Here is a 14,631-nt window from a genome sequence, read left to right on the forward strand (position 1 = left end):
AAATCCCTCAGGGCTGCAGGCGCCGGACGTGCCAGCCGTCACCGCTGCGGTCGTAGCGCAGCCGCTCGTGCAGCCGCTCGGTGCCGTTGGCCCAGAACTCCAGCGACTCCAGGCGCAGCTCGAACACGCAGTAGGCGTCGGGCCGCGGCAGCGGGCCATCCACCTCGGCCAGGCGCCGGGCCGCGGCGCGCAGGGCGGCCACGTCCACCAGGTCCTCACTCTGCCGGGAGACGCTGGTCATGGGGTGGGTGACATGGGGCCGGCCGTTCCACAGGGCGTCGGCCTTGGCGTCCGGCAGACGCACGGCGCGGCCGTTTAGGATGATCTGCTGGCTGGTCTCGCGCCAGTACAGCACCCCCGAGGCCCAGGGGTTCTGCGCCAGCTCCCGGCCTTTCTGGCTACCGGCGTGGGTGGTGAACAGCACGCCGGTCTCGGTGATCTCGCCGATCACCACCACCCGGGTGGAGGGGTGCCCCAGGGCATCGGCGGTGGCCAGGGCCAGTGCCCGCGGCTCGCGCACGCCCAGGCGGCGGGCGCGTTCCAGCCAGGTGTTCAGCAGGCCGAAGGGCTCGGCGGGCGGGTTCTCGTACTCCGGGAACGGAGTGTCGAGGTTGCCGGTGAGGGATTCCGACAGCTTCGCGGCCGCGGTCGGCCGCCCTGCGATTACGCTGCTCATATGACGATGGTTCCTTGCCCGAACAGGGCGCCGTTGCCGGATACTTCCACCCGGGTGATGCGTTCGTCGCGGGCTTCGGCCCGGGCGAACATCAATGAAGGACGACCGATCTCCACCCCCTGGAGGATCTCGATCTGCTGGCCGAAGGTGGCCTGCCCGTGGCGGGCCAGGTGGATCGCAAGGGGGCCGGCCGCCGAGCCGGTGGCGGCGTCCTCCACCACCCCGTAGGCCGGCGAGAACATCCGGCTGCGCCAGCGCCGACCCGCGCCGGCGAAGCAGTTCACCGCCATGTCGGGAAACACCGACAGGGCCCGGTGGTCGGGGTGCAGGGCGGACAGCGAGGCGATGTCCGGCAGGCCGACGAACACGTGGCGCGGCCCGTTGCGGTAGATCTCCACCGGGTATTGGGAGCGCTCGATGCCCAGGGCGGCGAGCAGCTCGGGGGTGCGGTCGAACAGGCTCCAGGTGGGGATCGGCTGCTCCATGCTGCAGGCCACCACCTGGCCGTTCTGCCGTTCCAGCTGGAATGCGATGGTGCCCATCTGGGTTTCCAGGCGGAGCTGCGGGCTGTCGGTCTCGGCGCCCAGGGCGATGGCGGTGCCCAGCATCGGATGGCCGGCGAACGGCAGTTCGTTGACCGGGGTGAAGATGCGGATCAGCGCGTCGCCTCCCTGGCGCGGCTTGAGCACGAAGGTGACTTCCGACAGGTTCATTTCCCGGCCGATGCGCTGCATCTGCTCCGCGGACAAATCGTCGGCGTCGAAGAACACCGCCACCGGGTTGCCCTCCAGCGGCTGGGTGGCGAAGGCGTCGATGATCACGTAGCGATGCATGGTCAGCTCCTGGCGGCAGTGGCCGCGGCAGCGGCGTTCGTGTTGAACAGGACGTGGCGCACCAGCTCGGCCATGATCCGCGGTCCCTCCCGGGTCAGCAGGGATTCAGGGTGGAACTGGATGGAGGCGAAGGACGGGCCGCGCAGGGCATGGACCTCGCCGGTCGCCCGGTCGCGGCTGACCTCCACCTGGCCGACGCCCTTCACGTGCAGGCTGTCGCGCCCGCTGCGGGCGGCGAAGGTGTTGTAGAACCCCACCTTTTCCCGGGCGCCGAACAGGTCGATCTCCTTCTGCACGCCCTGGTTGGGGGTGCTGCGGCGCTGCATCTGCAGGCCCAGGCACAGGCTCAGCACCTGGTGGCTCAGGCAGACGGCGAGGAACGGCCGGCCCTGGTTGAGCAGCGAGCGGATCGCCAGGTGCAGGTGATTGATCTTCGGCTGGTCGGTGGCGCCCGGGTCGCCCGGGCCGGGGCCCATCACCACCAGGTCGTAGCCATCGAAGGCGTAGCTCTCGTTGAAGCTGCGCACGGTCACCGCCAGGCCCAGGGCCCGCAGTTGCTTGGCGATCATCGAGGTGAAGGTGTCCTCGGCGTCGACGATCAGCACCTGGCGACCTTCCAGGTCGGGCTGCGCCTGGTGGCGTTCCTCGGCGTGCGTCAGCCAGAACTCCGAGACGCTGGCGTTGCGGCTGGCCAAGGCCGCGCGCACCTGCAGGTAGGCGCCGAAGCGCGAGGGGCTGCGGTTCTTCAGCGCGGCGATCAGGCCGGCGGCCTTGGCCCGGCTCTCGGCGGCCTCGGCGGCGGGGTCGGAGTGGCGGACGATGGTGGAGCCCACGCCGATGCGCACCTGGCCGGCGGCGTCGATGTCTGCGGTGCGGATCAGGATGGCGGAGTCCAGGGAGCGGCTGCCGTCGCCCTCGTGGCCGATCAGCGCGGCCACGCCGCTGTAGTAGCCGCGGCCCTGGGGCTCGTAGCGGTGGATCACCCGGCAGGCGCTTTCCAGGGGGCTGCCGGTCACGGTAGGGGCGAACAGCGACTCGCGCAGGATGTCCCTCGGGTCGAGCCGGGTGCGGCCCTCGATGAAGTATTCGGTGTGGGCCAGGTGCGCCATTTCCTTGAGGTAGGGCCCATGGACATGGCCGCCGTCCTCGCAGATGCGCGCCATCATCTTCAGCTCCTCGTCCACCACCATGTACAGCTCTTCCGCTTCCTTGCGGTCGGCGAGGAAGGCCATCACCTCTTCCAGGTTCGGGCCCGCCGCCGGGTAGCGGTAGGTGCCGCTGATGGGGTTCATCACCGCCAGCCCGTCCTTGACGCTGACGTGGCGCTCCGGCGAGGCGCCCACCAGGGTGCGCTCGCCGGTGTGGACGATGAAGGTCCAGTAGGTGCCCTTTTCCCGCGCCAGCAGTTGGCGGAAGAACGACAGCGCGCGGTCCAGGCCGTAGTCGCCGATCTCGGCGATGAAGGTCCGGCGGATGACGAAGTTGGCGCCTTCGCCGCGGCCGATCTCCCGGTCGATGACCTGGCCCACCACCTCGGCGTAGCGGGCGTCGTCCAGGTCGAAGCGCTCGGCGTTCAGCTCCAGCGGGATGTCCGGGAGCAGGCCGAGCACCTGGTCGAAGCCCAGGGTCTGGCGCTCGCGGATGCGCAGGGCCAGCAGCGGCGTGCCGTCGTCCGTGGCCTCGAAGCCGCGCTCGGCGATCTGCCGGTAGGGGATCAGCGCCAGCACGTCCAGGCCCGGGGCGCCGGGCCGTGGCTCCGATAGCGGGATGTCGGCCAGGCGCTCGGGCTGTTCCACCTCGCCCACCAGCACGTCCAGCAGGCCCGGGCCGGTGCTTTCCGGGCGGTAGAGCAGGGCGAAGGCGCCGGGGTCCGGCGACAGGATGCGTTCCAGCAACGGCGGGATGGCCTGGCTCATGCGAGCACCTCGTCGGTGGTGAGGACCATGGCGCAGCGGCTGGCGGCGTATTCGATGGCCATCCGGTGGTGCTGTTCGCTGAAGTCGGCGATGGCGTCCACTACCAGGAACGGCTGGATGTCGTTGGAGTAGGCGTCCACCGTGGAGATCAACACCCCCACGTGGGCGTACACGCCGCACAGGATCAACTGGTCGCGACCGGCACGGCGCATGCGCTCCAGCAGGTCGGACTGGAAGAACGCGCTGTAGCGCCACTTGGTCAGGCGCCAGTCCTCGGCGGTGGGCGCCAGGGGCTCCACCACCTCGCGGTCGGCGGCGCTGGCCTGCATGCCCGGGCCCCAGAAATCCTTGAGCAGGCCGCGCTGGGCCTCGGTCATGCTCCCGGGCTGGGCGGTGTAGGCCACCGGGACGTCGTGTTCGACGCACCACTGGCGCAGGCGGGCGGCGTTGCCCACCACCGCGTCGCGCAGGGTGTCGGGCAGCGGGCGGAGGAAGTAGCGCTGCATGTCGTGGACCAGCAGCACGGCGCGCTGGGGGTCCAGGGTCCACTGCGCCAGGTTCGGGGGCAGGTCGCGGGCCGTGGGCAGGGCATAGGCGGCGATGGAGGGAATACCGGGCATTGCGAGACTCCAGTCAGGAAGGGGTGTGCGGGGACTGCGGCGAGGTGTTCCAGGCCATCACGGCGGTGATCGCCTGCCAGGGGGTCAGGCGCGGGTCGCAGAGGCTGCGGTAGCGGCTGGCCACCTGGTGCAGTGCGTCGGCGTCGTTGGCGCACTCGGTGACCTCGTCCGGGGTGGTCTCCAGGTGCAGGCCGCCCGCCACGCCGCCGGCGGCGGTGACCGCCTGGCGGAACGCGGCGATTTCCTCGGCGATGGTCTGCACCAGTCGGGTCTTGTTGCCGCAGGGCGCGACGACGGTGTTGCCGTGCATGGGGTCGCTCAGCCAGATCACCGGATGCCCGGCCTCGCGCACCGCTTTCACCAGCGGCGGCAGGCGCTCGGCCACGGCACTGGCGCCCATGCGAGCGATCAGCGTCAGCCGTCCGGGCTCGCGCCGCGGATCGAGGCGTTCGCACAGGGTCAGCAACTGGCTGGGGGTGATGTTCGGCCCGACCTTGCAGGCCACCGGGTTGAGCACCGCGCTGAGCAGCGTCACGTGGGCACCTTCTTCCTGGCGGGTGCGCTCGCCGATCCACGGCCAGTGGGTCGACCCCAGGTAGACGCGGCCGCGACCGTCTTCCCGCAGCAACGGCACCTCGTAGTCCAGCACCAGCATCTCGTGGCTGGTCCAGGCCGGCGGCCCGGCCAGGACCGCGCCGGTGGCGCGGTCCTCCATCCAGCCCAGGTGCTGCATGATCTCCCGGGCCGCGTTGTAGCCTTTCACCAGGCGCTGGGCGTCGTGCTGGCGGCTTCCCGAATGGGCTTCGCGGCCGTTCACCATGTCGCCGCGGTACACCGGCAGCTCGACGTCGCCCACCACTTCGCTGGGCTTGGAGCGGGGCTTGGCGAACTGCCCGGCGATCCGCCCGACCCGCACCACCGGCTGCTCGGTGACCAGCCGGAAGGCGCCGGCCAGCAGGTCCAGCACGGCGGCCTTGCGGGCCACGTGACCCGGCTCGTACTCGTCCATGTCCTCGGCACAGTCGCCGGACTGGATGACCAGCGCCTCGCCCGCCGCGACCCGTGCCAGCACGGCGCGCAGGGCCAGGATGTCTTCCAGCTGGACCAGCGCCGGGCTCTCTCGTAGATAGGCTTGCGCGTCATTCAACTGCGACGGCTCACTCCATTGAGGCTGCTGCAGCGCCTCGCAATTCTGCACGCGTTCCAATAGGTCTTTCATGGTGGCACCCCTTCCGCGGTTGGGATCAGGTGGGTATTCCTTCGCGCTTGACCTGCGGCACCGGAATACCCAATGCGCGAAGTTGCTGGGATACGTTCATGAATTCGCGGTTGCGCTTGATCTTGCCGTCCTCCATTTCGAAGGAATGCAGGAAGTGGTTCTCGTAGTAGCCCTCGGGGTACCCGGGGAAGAGGATCTTGCCGTGGCCGTCGCACTCGACCCACAGGTGGTTGGGGTCGTCGGTCTCGAAGACCTTGACGTTGTACCACTCCCAATCCGGGAAGCATTTCAGCGACCACACCGCGTGCTCGCCCAGCTTGTCCTTGCCGCTGATGACGATGGGTTCGCCGGTGTCGGTGGTCCAAAGCCCACCGGAGCCGTCCTCGGTGAACAGCTCGTGGCGGCGCAGGCGCGCCTCGCCCTTGGTGCGCATGTACTGTTCCACCACCGCGCGGTTTCGGCGGCGCAGGTCGGCGGTGGAATCGTCGAAGGGTTGCTGTTTTGCCTGGTTCAGCATGTGCAGTTCTCCATGGGTGGGTGGGAAAGGGGGTCATGCCTTCGGAGACGATCCCGCCCCGCAGGGCGCCGGATCACGAAGTGGCGGAAAACACGCGTTCGAATGCACTCGCGGGGGCGAACGATCAACTGTCATGGGCGACGCGATAAGTTTCGCGATTCGCTGGAACTTGCAGGAAAAGCCTGTGGCCGTATTGGCTCGATACTGTTCGCCATCGATACCTGGCAAATCGAAAGCGTGCTTAACCGTTAAATAGCAGGCTTGCGATTCTTCATGCCTCACATATATCCCGCTCGTTTCGTCATTACTCTTTCGGCCGCCGTCGTACTCGATTTCAGTGAACGACCGATAACGTTCCATACGGTTGTTCGAGGGAGACTTTTCCTGTCCGCCCGTTACTTCCCGATAAGTAATGGCAAGTACGAAGGGTGATGTCGAACGCATGGCGAACTCCTTTTCAGACATGTTTCGCGCTCGGGCGAATAGAAGAAAGCGAGGCCAAAATCCCTTTTGGCGCTCGGGAAAACGTGGGAACGGAGCCTATGGACCGAGCCCGGTCGGAGGCGCGGCCTCAGTCGTAAGTGGCCGGTTTTACGGACATTTATCCGTCGGATGCTCTTGGAACCGGTAAAAAACACTGGCGTTATGTATATCCAGCGAATTACCTCGACGGAACTACCAGATCTGGTAGCACACTTATGGGCGACTCTTGAACGAGTGGGGTGGAATAACACGGAAGAGTTGGCAAGGTCATGAATGATCTGTGGTTTTTTACTTTATTGTTCGATCATTCAATTATGCGCTGGAGAAGATGTGGAGAATTGCCGGACAACGTCAGCTTTTATCCTAGTACCAATGGTTATGGCGCGCTCATCAATTTGTCGTTGACACCCTAGCGAGTTCGCGTAGGCTCCCGAAACCGTCTGCAGACATTGGAGGGCCGCATATGGGATTGGGCCAGTTGCTGATGTGGGATGCTTATTTCTTCAGCGTGTTTGCGCAGGCCAGGAATCTGGAAGAATTCTCTGCCACTGCGACAAGTGCGGTACGTGATCTGGGTTTCGATTATTACGCCTACGGCATGTGCAGTACCACGCCGTTCATGCGACCGAAAACTTACCTCTACAGTAATTATTCGTCCGAGTGGATCTATCGCTACCAGACGATGAACTATGCGGTGGTCGACCCCACTGTGAAGCACAGCAAGGTGTCGTCGGTCCCCATCCTGTGGAGCGACGAACTGTTCAAGGGCTGCCCCGACCTGTGGACCGAGGCCCGGGATTCCGACCTGCGCCATGGCCTCGCGCAGCCTTCGTTCAACGAGCGCGGCCGGGTCGGCATCCTCAGCCTGGCGCGTCGCGACAGGGCCATCAGCCCGAAGGAATTCGAAGACCTCAAGCCCGCCACCAAGGCCTTCGCCAGCGCCGCCCACGAGAAGCTTTCGGAGCTGGAGCGCGAGGCGGGGGTGTTCAGCGATGACGTCGAGTTCACCGGGCGCGAGCGGGACATCCTGCTCTGGACTGCGGACGGCAAGACATCCGAGGAAATCGGGGTGATCCTCGGGGTGTGCACCGACACCATCAATTACCACCTGAAGAACGTGCAGCGGAAGATCGGCGCCAACAACCGGGTGCAGGCCGTTTCCTACGCGGTGGCGCTGGGCTACATCTGAGGGCTGGACAGCCCTCAGGGGGCAGGGGAAGGCGCTTGGCTCAGGCGCTTCGCTTCAGGGTCTCCATGGCCGCGGTCTCCACCCGGGCGCCGGGGTGGAGGTCCAGGCAGGTGGGCAGCTGGATGGCGAGGATCTTCTCCTCTTGGTGCAGCGTCACCGGGCCGAGCCGCTGGAAGGTCACGCCGGCCTGGACGTAGTAGCGCTCCATGGCCCGGTTCACCACCCCGACGATGGTCTCCGCCCCGTGGGCCCGGGCGATCTCCAGGCTGCGCCAGAACAGCGGCATCCCCAGTTGCGGCTCCGCGGTGGTGAAGCGGGTCATCTCCCAGATGGCGGCCTGCCGGGGCGGTGCCTCCACGCAGGTCTGCGGGAACACCTCCTCCAGCAGGGTGGGGCGCAGGGTGCAGATCAGCCGTGCGCACCCCACCAGTTCCGAGGCGTCGTTGAACGCCAGCACATAGCGGGCGTTGGCGTCGTCGTACTGGTCCCATTCCTGGCCGGGCTGGCGTACCGGCAAGCGCCACCCCAGCTTCTCGATGAATTGCCGGTAGCGGAACCGGCCGAAGGTGGCCTGCAGGGTCTCGTCCATATCCGCCAAGCCGTACTCTTCCATGCGCATCGTCAGCGCCCTCCTTGGTTCGATGGATATCCAGAGGCGGCTTATAGAGCACTCCGTGTCTCTTTCACACCTACCAGATCTGGTAGTCGCCTTGACTTTGGCCGAATCTGCGCACGTGTCCAGGCGAAGGCGGGCTCAGGCGAACGCGCTCTCCGGGGCGCGCTGCTCGTCCAGCAGCACGTCGACGAGGGCCTGGGCGGCGGCGGACAGGCGGTAGCCGGTGCGGCTGATGATCCCCTCGTGGAGCTGCAAGGCGGCGGGCGGCACGTTGCGCAAGTGCAGCGTCTCCAGCTCGCCGCGATCGAGGGCGCCCTGCACGGCCTCCCGGGCGCCAAGGCCCAGGGTATCGGTGTGCCGTACCAGGTCGACGATCAGGCCAAGGTCCTCGCACTCCAGCTGGGGCTCGAAATGCGCGCGGCCGCTGAGGTGGGCCAGGGTCTTGTGCAGCACCGGCGGCAGGCGCGGCGTGGCGATGGGGTGGGCGAACAGGTCGTTGGTGGAGAGGCTGTCCCGGTCCAGCAGGGGATGCCCCGGGCGGCAGAAGAACGACGCCTGCTGGACCCGCAGGGGACGGGTCTGCAGGTCGGCCTCCGCTTCGTAGGGGCGGATGTCGGCGATGAAGAATTCGATGTCGTCGCGCCCCAGACAGCGCCGCAGCACGTGGCCGCTGTCCCGTTTCAGCCGGACGTGGACATTGGGATGCGCCGCGGTGAACCGCGCCAGCGCCCTCGACAGCCAGCGCCCCGACAGCGCCGGGCTGCAACCCAGCTGCAACTCGCCCGCATCCAGGTGGGTCATGCGGCCGATCTCGTTCACCAGGTTGCTGGCGCCCCGCACCAGGTTGCGGGCGTGCTGCAGGGCCACCTGGCCCTCCGGCGTGGGGCGCAGCTCCTTGCTGCCCCGGGCCACCAGGGCGCAGCCCAGTTCCTGTTCCAGCCCCTGGATGGCGCGGCTGAATGCCGGCTGGGTGATACCCATGGCCTCGGCCGCCTGGACGAAGCTGCGGTGTTCATAGAGGGCGAGGAGGTAGCGAAGCTGACGCAAGTCCATGGGAGAGCCGACCGTGACGACATCGGAGCGCCAACCGCAGGCGCTCCCGTCCTGCTTTTTAAAAGGGCGCGTTAATAGCGGTCAATTCTTCTTGGCGTAATTCTTAAATCTTTAGGGAATTAAAACTGCATGAAAATGGAATAGAACACGATGCCTTGCAGGCATATCTGGAATGCATGCTTCGCTTTAAATAAGAAAATTTCTTTTATTTTCAAAGTATTAACTATTTTTTATTCCAATTCTTAAGAAAATTCCGTCTAAAAATTTCTTCCCGAAATAACGCAGCTTTTCCACCCTGTGCTCGCCACTTCGCGTGGCCGGGTTCTTCACCATGAAGAGGCCCGAGATGCATATCCGTTGTGGGGTCTTTCATGAGCACGATACTCAAGGCCGAACCGGCCAGTGGCGCCTGGTTCGAATTCGATCCGCCCGATGCGCCTCGCGAACCGGCGACGCCCGAACCGCGGATGGCCGCTATCCCGCTCTCGCACGACCTGGTGGCCAGCGCCACGCCGGCCCGCCGGGAGGCCTGGCTGCTGATTCTCCTGGCCCTGGCGCTGCATGCCGGCGTGCTCAATTGGCTGGCGCAGCGCCCGCAGCCCGTCCTGCCCGAGGTGCCACCCCAGATCCCGCCGATGACCATCGAATTCACCCGGCCGGCGCCGCCACCGGCCGAGGTGCCGCCGGAGCCGACGCCACCGCCGGTGATCGAGGAACCACCGCCGCCGCCCGTGGTGGAAGAACTGGCGACGAAGCCGCCACCGCCCAAGCCGGTGCCCGCACCCAAGCCGAAGCCCGTGGCCAAGCCGCAGCCGATGCCCAAGCCCGTGCCGAAACCCGTGGAGCAGCCTGCGCCGCCTCCGCCGGTGGCCGCCCCGGCCCCCGTGGAACCGCCGCCGCCCGCGCCGCTGACGCCGCCCTCGGCCAATGCCGGTTACCTGAAGAACCCGGCGCCCACCTATCCCTCCCTGGCCCAGCGCCGGGGTTGGGAAGGCACGGTGATCCTGCGGGTGCGGGTGCTCGCCAGCGGCCGTCCCGCCGACATCCAGGTGCAGACCTCCAGCGGCCGCGAGATTCTCGACAAGGCGGCCCAGGACGCCGTGCGGCGCTGGTCCTTCGTCCCGGCGAAACGGGGCGACCAGCCCCAGGACGGCTGGGTCAGCGTACCCATCGCCTTCGCCCTCCATTGACCCTTTCCGTTTCCCTGATCGCCCACGAGGATTCTCCATGGACCTGCTGACCAACCCCTTCGCCTCGGTCGAACATGTGGCCATCTGGCTGCTCATCGGCTTTTCCGTCGTCACTTGGGGCCTGGCCCTGGTGAAGACCATCCAGTTCGCCCGCCTCAAGCGCCAGGACCGGCGCTTCCTCGGGCGTTTCTGGAGCGCCCCCACCCTGGACAGCGCGGCCGGCCAGGTGGCCGAGCAGCCGGGCGCCGCTGCCCACCTTGCCCAGGCCGGTTTCGCCGCCATCCAGATCGGCGCCGCCGGGCAGCCCGGCGACCTGGCCCAGTCGATCAACCACCAGGACCGCCTGGAGCGGGCGTTGCGCCAGCAGATCCAGCGCGAGCGACGCTCCCTGGAATCCGGCCTGGCGGTATTGGCCTCGATCGGCTCCACCTCGCCCTTCATCGGCCTGTTCGGCACCGTCTGGGGCATCATGGAGGCCCTCAAGGGCATCAGCGCCGCCGGCAACGCCAGCCTGGAGACGGTGGCCGGCCCCATCGGCGCGGCGCTGGTGGCCACCGGCGTCGGCATCGCCGTCGCAGTGCCCGCGGTGCTGGTCTACAACTACTTCCTGCGCCGGCTGAAGCTGGCCGCCGCCGACCTGGAAGACTTCGCCCACGACTTCTACAGCCTGGCCCAGAAGAGCGCCTTCACCCTGATCCCGCTGCCTCTGGCCAAGCGCCCCGCGCCGGTCCCGGCCAGCGTGAAGGAGGCGGTCTGACATGGCCTTCTCGACCCAGGACAGCGACGAAGTCCTCAGCGAGATCAACGTCACGCCGCTGGTGGACGTGATGCTGGTGCTGCTGGTGGTGTTCATCGTCACCGCGCCGCTGCTGACCAACGCCATCCCGATCAACCTGCCGAAGACCGAGGCGGTGGCGCCCCCCGAGCAGAAGGACCCGCTGGTGGTGAGCCTCGACGGCGCCGGCACCCTGTTCCTCGGCAAGGAGGAAATCCAGCCCGAGCAATTGGAGGGCCGCCTCGCCGACGCCAAGGCCCGGGATGCCGAGCTGCGGGTGCAGCTGCAGGCCGACGACGGGGTGAACTACGGCGAAGTGGCCCGTGCCATGGCCGCCATCGAGCGGGCCGGCATCACCCGCCTGGCAGTGATCACCGCCCGCTGACCCCTTGCGTTTACCAGGCCATCCCCGCGGTAGGCACGGGGGTGGCCTTTTTTTATGCCGATCCGGCGCCGGGGCGAGGGCGGCCCGTTCTCGCCCCTGCGCTTGCTCACCCGGCAACGGCATCGCCCGTCCGGTTATTTCACCGCGCGGCCGTACCGCGCTCCGGCTTATCCCGATCTCGCTCCCGGCGATGGGTGACCCAGGGCCGGGCGCTGGTGCTGCGCAAGCCCTGCTTTTCCTGAGGGCGTACGCCCACCAACCGGGTGATGCCTGCGGCTGCCCGCGTGCTGGACGGCACCCAGGCGCGAGCCCTGTCGATTCTCCCGGGAACCGCCGGCATGAGCGCCCTGGCTGTCTCCCGCGCTGACTGCATCCGTTTCACCTGAGACGCCGGGCATGGGTTACCAGGGATTGCCAAGGTGCCAAAGCCCGAGGGGCGCAGGCGTGGGCGACCCGCTGGGTGGGGATGTGAGGGCTCGCAGTGCGATCGGTGCGTTGCCAGAAGAATGGGTTCAGGGGCTGGGAAGGCTGGGCACGGACGCCTCGCGTCGTCCTTCGAGCCCAACGCGGCGGTGCGATCCCGCAGGTCGGTGTCGGGCGCTTACCCGCTTGGGAGAGGGCTGAAGCCGTCGTTGGTTGCACACGGTTAGAAGGGTTACCAAGTCGCGCGGGGGCCATCGCACGGGCGCGACTGCCCGCGAGAGGCCGTACCGCTGGCGAGCGGGTCGATCCTGGCGAGCGAGAGGAGCGTTCCAGTGAAGGAACCCGCGCGTGCGGTCGAGCCCCGCTCGCCTCCGGGCGAGCCCTGGACCGCACGCCGCGGCCGGTCAGTCGCCGGTCAGTTCCCGCAGCAGCTCGTCCCGCAGGTTCTGCAGCCGCGGCGCGTTGCGCTCCCGCGGGTGGGGCAGGTCCACCTGCACCTCATGGCGGATGCGCCCCGGGCGCGGTTCCATGACGATCACCCGGTCCCCCAGGTAGAGCGCTTCCTCCACGTCGTGGGTGACCATGATCATGGTGCTGCGCTGCTGCGCCCAGATGCGTTGCAGCTCGGCCTGCAGGCGGATGCGGGTAAGGGCGTCCAGGGCACCGAAGGGCTCGTCCAGCAGCAGCACCTTGGGCCGGGTGATGAGGGCGCGGGCGATGGCGGCGCGCTGGGCCATGCCGCCGGAGAGCTGGTGCGGGTAGGCCCGCTCGAAGCCGGTCAGGCCCACCAGGGCCAGGTGCTCGTCGACCCGCTCGGCCTTTTCCCGGCGGCTCAGGCGCTGGTGCTTCAGGGCCAGGGCGACGTTGTCCCAGACGGTCTTCCAGGGGAACAGCCGGTGGTCCTGGAACACCAGGCCGCAGTCCAGGCGTGGCCCGCGGACCGGCTCGCCGTCCAGCAGGATCTGCCCGTCGTATTCCCGCTCCAGGCCGACGATCAGCCGCAGCAGCGAGGATTTGCCGCAGCCGCTGGTGCCGACGATGCTGACGAATTCCCCCGGCAGCACCTGCAGGTCGATGCCCTGCAGCACCGGCAGCGGCCGGCCGTCGATGCGGTAGGCCTTGTTCAGGCCGCGGATGGCCAGGGCGCCGGGTTGCGGCAGTTCGGCGCCCACCAGGCGCGGGTTGAGGATGGCGGTCATCGCGAGTCACCGGGTCGGGGCGCGCGCCAGCGCAACAGGCGCTGGCTCACGCGGGAGAACAGGAGGTTCATGGCATAGCCCAGCAGGCCCACGCAGAGGACGCCGATCACCACCACCTCCATGCGCGAGCCGGTTTCGGCGTTCATCATCAGGTTGCCCAGGCCCAGCCCCGTGGAGAGGAACAGCTCGCAGCCCACCGAGCTGACCCAGGCGAATGCCAGGGCCTGGAGCAGGCCGGTGGACAGGCTGGGCAGGGCGCCGGGCAGGTTCACCTGGGTGAAGCGCTGCAACGGCGTGAGGCCGTACAGCCGGCCCACCTCGCGGTAGCGCGTCTCGACGTTGCGAAAGCCCTCGAAGGCGTTCAGGGCCATGGGGTAGAAGGCCGCCAGGGAAACGATCAGCACCTTGGTGAATTCGCCGCTGCCGAACCACAGGGCCAGCAACGGAATCAGGCCGAGGATCGGCACCTGGCGCAGGGCATGGTAGAGCGGCCCCAGCAGGCGCTCGGCCAGCGGCGAGGAGGCCATCAGCGCGCCGAAGGCGAATCCGCCGCAGACCCCGGCCAGCAGGCCGAGGCAGGTGCGCTGCAGGCTGGCGGCGACGCTCAGCCACAGCTCGCCGCTGGCCAGCAGCTCCAGCAGGCCGTCGCCGATCCGCGCCAGCGGGACGAACGCGTAGGCCTGGCTGGCGCCCTGGCGCGAGGCCAGTTCCCAGGCGCCGAGCAGCAGCACCGGCAGGAGCAGGCCGCGCCATGGGCGGAGCAGGCGTTTCAGGGCGGTCATGGGGTGTCCCTCCAGCGCAGCAGGCGCCGTTCCAGCAGGCGGAAGCCGTGGTCCAGGGTGAAGCCCACCAGCCCGGTGAGCACTACCCCCACCATCACGATGTCGATGCGCATCATCTGCCGGCTCATCTCGATCATCTGCCCCAGGCCGCTGTCCGCCGCCAGCAGCTCGGCGGCCACCAGCACCATCCAGGCGCGGCTCAGGGCGATGCGCAGGCCGGTGACGATGGGCGGCGCGGCGGCGGGGAGGGCGACGTCGCGTACCAGGCTCGGCAGCGGCAGGCGGTACACCTCCGCCACCTCGAAGTAGCGCCGGGGGATGCCCTTCACTCCGTCGCTGGCGGCCAGGGCCACGGGGAAGAACGAGGCCTTGGCCACCACCACCACCTTGAAGGTTTCCTCCACCCCGAAGAACAGGATGAACATGGGGATCAGCGCGATGGAAGGAATCTGCCGCAGCACGTGGAACAGCGGGCCGCAGTAGGCCTCCACGGTTTCCGACAGGGCCATGGCGATGCCGAACAGCAGGCCGCCGAGGGCGCCGGCGCAGAAACCCAGGGCCAGCCGCGACAGGCTGTTGGCCAGGTGCTCGCGCAGTTCGCCACTCTGCAGCAACTCGACGAAGGCCTGGTAGACCTCCTGGGGCGGCACCAGCAGTTGCGCCGGGAAGCCGCCGAAGCGGGCCAGCAGGAGCCAGGCGAGAACCAGCGCCAGGGGCGAGGCGAAGACGCTCAGGCGGGTGAGGACCACGGGCAT

General features: G+C 67.9%; 16 protein-coding genes. 4 read left to right on the forward strand and 12 right to left on the reverse strand.

Features of this window, described 5'->3' with window-relative positions:
- Positions 1–7: 7 nt before the first annotated feature.
- From phzG to FM069_RS00730, 7 genes are read right to left on the reverse strand one after another with little or no spacing between them, the layout of a single operon-like run.
- Entirely contained in the window at positions 8–676 is a 669-nt protein-coding gene (gene phzG / locus FM069_RS00700) for a phenazine biosynthesis FMN-dependent oxidase PhzG (protein ID WP_143486206.1), read from the reverse strand.
- The gene (locus tag FM069_RS00705; RefSeq protein WP_143486207.1) at positions 673–1,509 is read right to left on the reverse strand and encodes a PhzF family phenazine biosynthesis protein; all 837 of its coding nucleotides are present in this window, start codon (positions 1,507–1,509) and stop codon (positions 673–675) included. The genes phzG and FM069_RS00705 overlap by 4 nt, the downstream gene beginning before the upstream one ends.
- Positions 1,510–1,511: 2 nt before the next feature.
- On the reverse strand, positions 1,512–3,425 hold the full coding sequence (locus tag FM069_RS00710; RefSeq protein WP_143486208.1) for an anthranilate synthase family protein: 1,914 nt from the start codon (positions 3,423–3,425) through the stop codon (positions 1,512–1,514).
- A complete protein-coding gene (locus FM069_RS00715) occupies positions 3,422–4,045 on the reverse strand; it encodes an isochorismatase family protein (RefSeq protein ID WP_143486209.1) in 624 nt (207 codons plus the stop codon). Before FM069_RS00715 ends, FM069_RS00710 begins: the two co-directional genes overlap by 4 nt.
- Before the next feature lie 13 nt (positions 4,046–4,058).
- On the reverse strand, positions 4,059–5,264 hold the full coding sequence (locus tag FM069_RS00720; RefSeq protein ID WP_143486210.1) for a 3-deoxy-7-phosphoheptulonate synthase: 1,206 nt from the start codon (positions 5,262–5,264) through the stop codon (positions 4,059–4,061).
- A gap of 25 nt (positions 5,265–5,289) precedes the next feature.
- Positions 5,290–5,781 (reverse strand): PhzA/PhzB family protein, encoded by a 492-nt coding sequence (locus FM069_RS00725; RefSeq protein ID WP_143486211.1) that lies wholly within the window; start codon positions 5,779–5,781, stop codon positions 5,290–5,292.
- A gap of 33 nt (positions 5,782–5,814) precedes the next feature.
- The gene (locus tag FM069_RS00730; protein WP_143486212.1) at positions 5,815–6,246 is read right to left on the reverse strand and encodes a hypothetical protein; all 432 of its coding nucleotides are present in this window, start codon (positions 6,244–6,246) and stop codon (positions 5,815–5,817) included.
- A 502-nt stretch (positions 6,247–6,748) separates the two neighbouring features.
- Between FM069_RS00730 and FM069_RS00735 the strand changes: the two genes are divergently transcribed.
- Positions 6,749–7,453 (forward strand): autoinducer binding domain-containing protein, encoded by a 705-nt coding sequence (locus FM069_RS00735; RefSeq protein WP_233281961.1) that lies wholly within the window; start codon positions 6,749–6,751, stop codon positions 7,451–7,453.
- 40 nt (positions 7,454–7,493) lie between these two features.
- Here the strand turns inward: FM069_RS00735 and FM069_RS00740 are convergent, their stop codons facing one another.
- Together FM069_RS00740 and FM069_RS00745 are read right to left on the reverse strand one after the other, a co-directional pair.
- Complete coding sequence (locus FM069_RS00740; RefSeq protein WP_143486214.1) at positions 7,494–8,072, reverse strand: acyl-homoserine-lactone synthase; 579 nt, start codon at positions 8,070–8,072, stop codon at positions 7,494–7,496.
- 135 nt (positions 8,073–8,207) lie between these two features.
- Positions 8,208–9,122, reverse strand: coding sequence for a LysR family transcriptional regulator (locus FM069_RS00745; RefSeq protein ID WP_143486215.1), 915 nt, complete (start codon positions 9,120–9,122; stop codon positions 8,208–8,210).
- A 371-nt stretch (positions 9,123–9,493) separates the two neighbouring features.
- Between FM069_RS00745 and FM069_RS00750 the strand changes: the two genes are divergently transcribed.
- The 3 genes from FM069_RS00750 to FM069_RS00760 are packed head-to-tail and all read left to right on the forward strand — an operon-like array spanning position 9,494 to position 11,472.
- Positions 9,494–10,312 carry an energy transducer TonB gene (locus tag FM069_RS00750; protein ID WP_178106623.1) on the forward strand — a complete coding sequence of 273 codons (819 nt, stop codon included), beginning with the start codon at positions 9,494–9,496 and terminating at the stop codon, positions 10,310–10,312.
- Between the two features lie 37 nt (positions 10,313–10,349).
- Positions 10,350–11,069, forward strand: a complete 720-nt coding sequence (locus FM069_RS00755) for a MotA/TolQ/ExbB proton channel family protein (protein WP_143486216.1) — start codon at positions 10,350–10,352, stop codon at positions 11,067–11,069.
- Position 11,070: 1 nt separating this feature from the next.
- The gene (locus FM069_RS00760; protein ID WP_143486217.1) at positions 11,071–11,472 is read left to right on the forward strand and encodes an ExbD/TolR family protein; all 402 of its coding nucleotides are present in this window, start codon (positions 11,071–11,073) and stop codon (positions 11,470–11,472) included.
- An 827-nt stretch (positions 11,473–12,299) separates the two neighbouring features.
- Here FM069_RS00760 and FM069_RS00765 read toward each other — a convergent pair.
- From FM069_RS00765 to FM069_RS00775, 3 genes are read right to left on the reverse strand one after another with little or no spacing between them, the layout of a single operon-like run.
- Positions 12,300–13,094, reverse strand: a complete 795-nt coding sequence (locus FM069_RS00765) for an ABC transporter ATP-binding protein (RefSeq protein ID WP_143486218.1) — start codon at positions 13,092–13,094, stop codon at positions 12,300–12,302.
- Positions 13,091–13,876 (reverse strand): ABC transporter permease, encoded by a 786-nt coding sequence (locus FM069_RS00770; RefSeq protein WP_407681544.1) that lies wholly within the window; start codon positions 13,874–13,876, stop codon positions 13,091–13,093. Before FM069_RS00770 ends, FM069_RS00765 begins: the two co-directional genes overlap by 4 nt.
- Entirely contained in the window at positions 13,873–14,631 is a 759-nt protein-coding gene (locus FM069_RS00775; RefSeq protein ID WP_143486219.1) for an ABC transporter permease, read from the reverse strand. The genes FM069_RS00770 and FM069_RS00775 overlap by 4 nt, the downstream gene beginning before the upstream one ends.

Source organism: Pseudomonas mangiferae (assembly GCF_007109405.1).
In the GTDB taxonomy this organism is placed as follows: domain Bacteria; phylum Pseudomonadota; class Gammaproteobacteria; order Pseudomonadales; family Pseudomonadaceae; genus Pseudomonas_T; species Pseudomonas_T mangiferae.

Coding starts and splice junctions, on each gene's coding strand:
- FM069_RS00740 (WP_143486214.1), bottom strand. CDS start 8,072: ATGCGCATGGAAGAGTACGGCTTGGCGGATATGGACGAGACCCTGCAG.
- FM069_RS00755 (WP_143486216.1), top strand. CDS start 10,350: ATGGACCTGCTGACCAACCCCTTCGCCTCGGTCGAACATGTGGCCATC.
- FM069_RS00745 (WP_143486215.1), bottom strand. CDS start 9,122: ATGGACTTGCGTCAGCTTCGCTACCTCCTCGCCCTCTATGAACACCGC.
- FM069_RS00705 (WP_143486207.1), bottom strand. CDS start 1,509: ATGCATCGCTACGTGATCATCGACGCCTTCGCCACCCAGCCGCTGGAG.
- FM069_RS00710 (WP_143486208.1), bottom strand. CDS start 3,425: ATGAGCCAGGCCATCCCGCCGTTGCTGGAACGCATCCTGTCGCCGGAC.
- FM069_RS00725 (WP_143486211.1), bottom strand. CDS start 5,781: ATGCTGAACCAGGCAAAACAGCAACCCTTCGACGATTCCACCGCCGAC.
- FM069_RS00775 (WP_143486219.1), bottom strand. CDS start 14,631: ATGCCCGTGGTCCTCACCCGCCTGAGCGTCTTCGCCTCGCCCCTGGCG.
- FM069_RS00735 (WP_233281961.1), top strand. CDS start 6,749: ATGTGGGATGCTTATTTCTTCAGCGTGTTTGCGCAGGCCAGGAATCTG.
- FM069_RS00750 (WP_178106623.1), top strand. CDS start 9,494: ATGAGCACGATACTCAAGGCCGAACCGGCCAGTGGCGCCTGGTTCGAA.
- phzG (WP_143486206.1), bottom strand. CDS start 676: ATGAGCAGCGTAATCGCAGGGCGGCCGACCGCGGCCGCGAAGCTGTCG.
- FM069_RS00720 (WP_143486210.1), bottom strand. CDS start 5,264: ATGAAAGACCTATTGGAACGCGTGCAGAATTGCGAGGCGCTGCAGCAG.
- FM069_RS00760 (WP_143486217.1), top strand. CDS start 11,071: ATGGCCTTCTCGACCCAGGACAGCGACGAAGTCCTCAGCGAGATCAAC.
- FM069_RS00765 (WP_143486218.1), bottom strand. CDS start 13,094: ATGACCGCCATCCTCAACCCGCGCCTGGTGGGCGCCGAACTGCCGCAA.
- FM069_RS00770 (WP_407681544.1), bottom strand. CDS start 13,876: ATGACCGCCCTGAAACGCCTGCTCCGCCCATGGCGCGGCCTGCTCCTG.
- FM069_RS00715 (WP_143486209.1), bottom strand. CDS start 4,045: ATGCCCGGTATTCCCTCCATCGCCGCCTATGCCCTGCCCACGGCCCGC.
- FM069_RS00730 (WP_143486212.1), bottom strand. CDS start 6,246: ATGTCTGAAAAGGAGTTCGCCATGCGTTCGACATCACCCTTCGTACTT.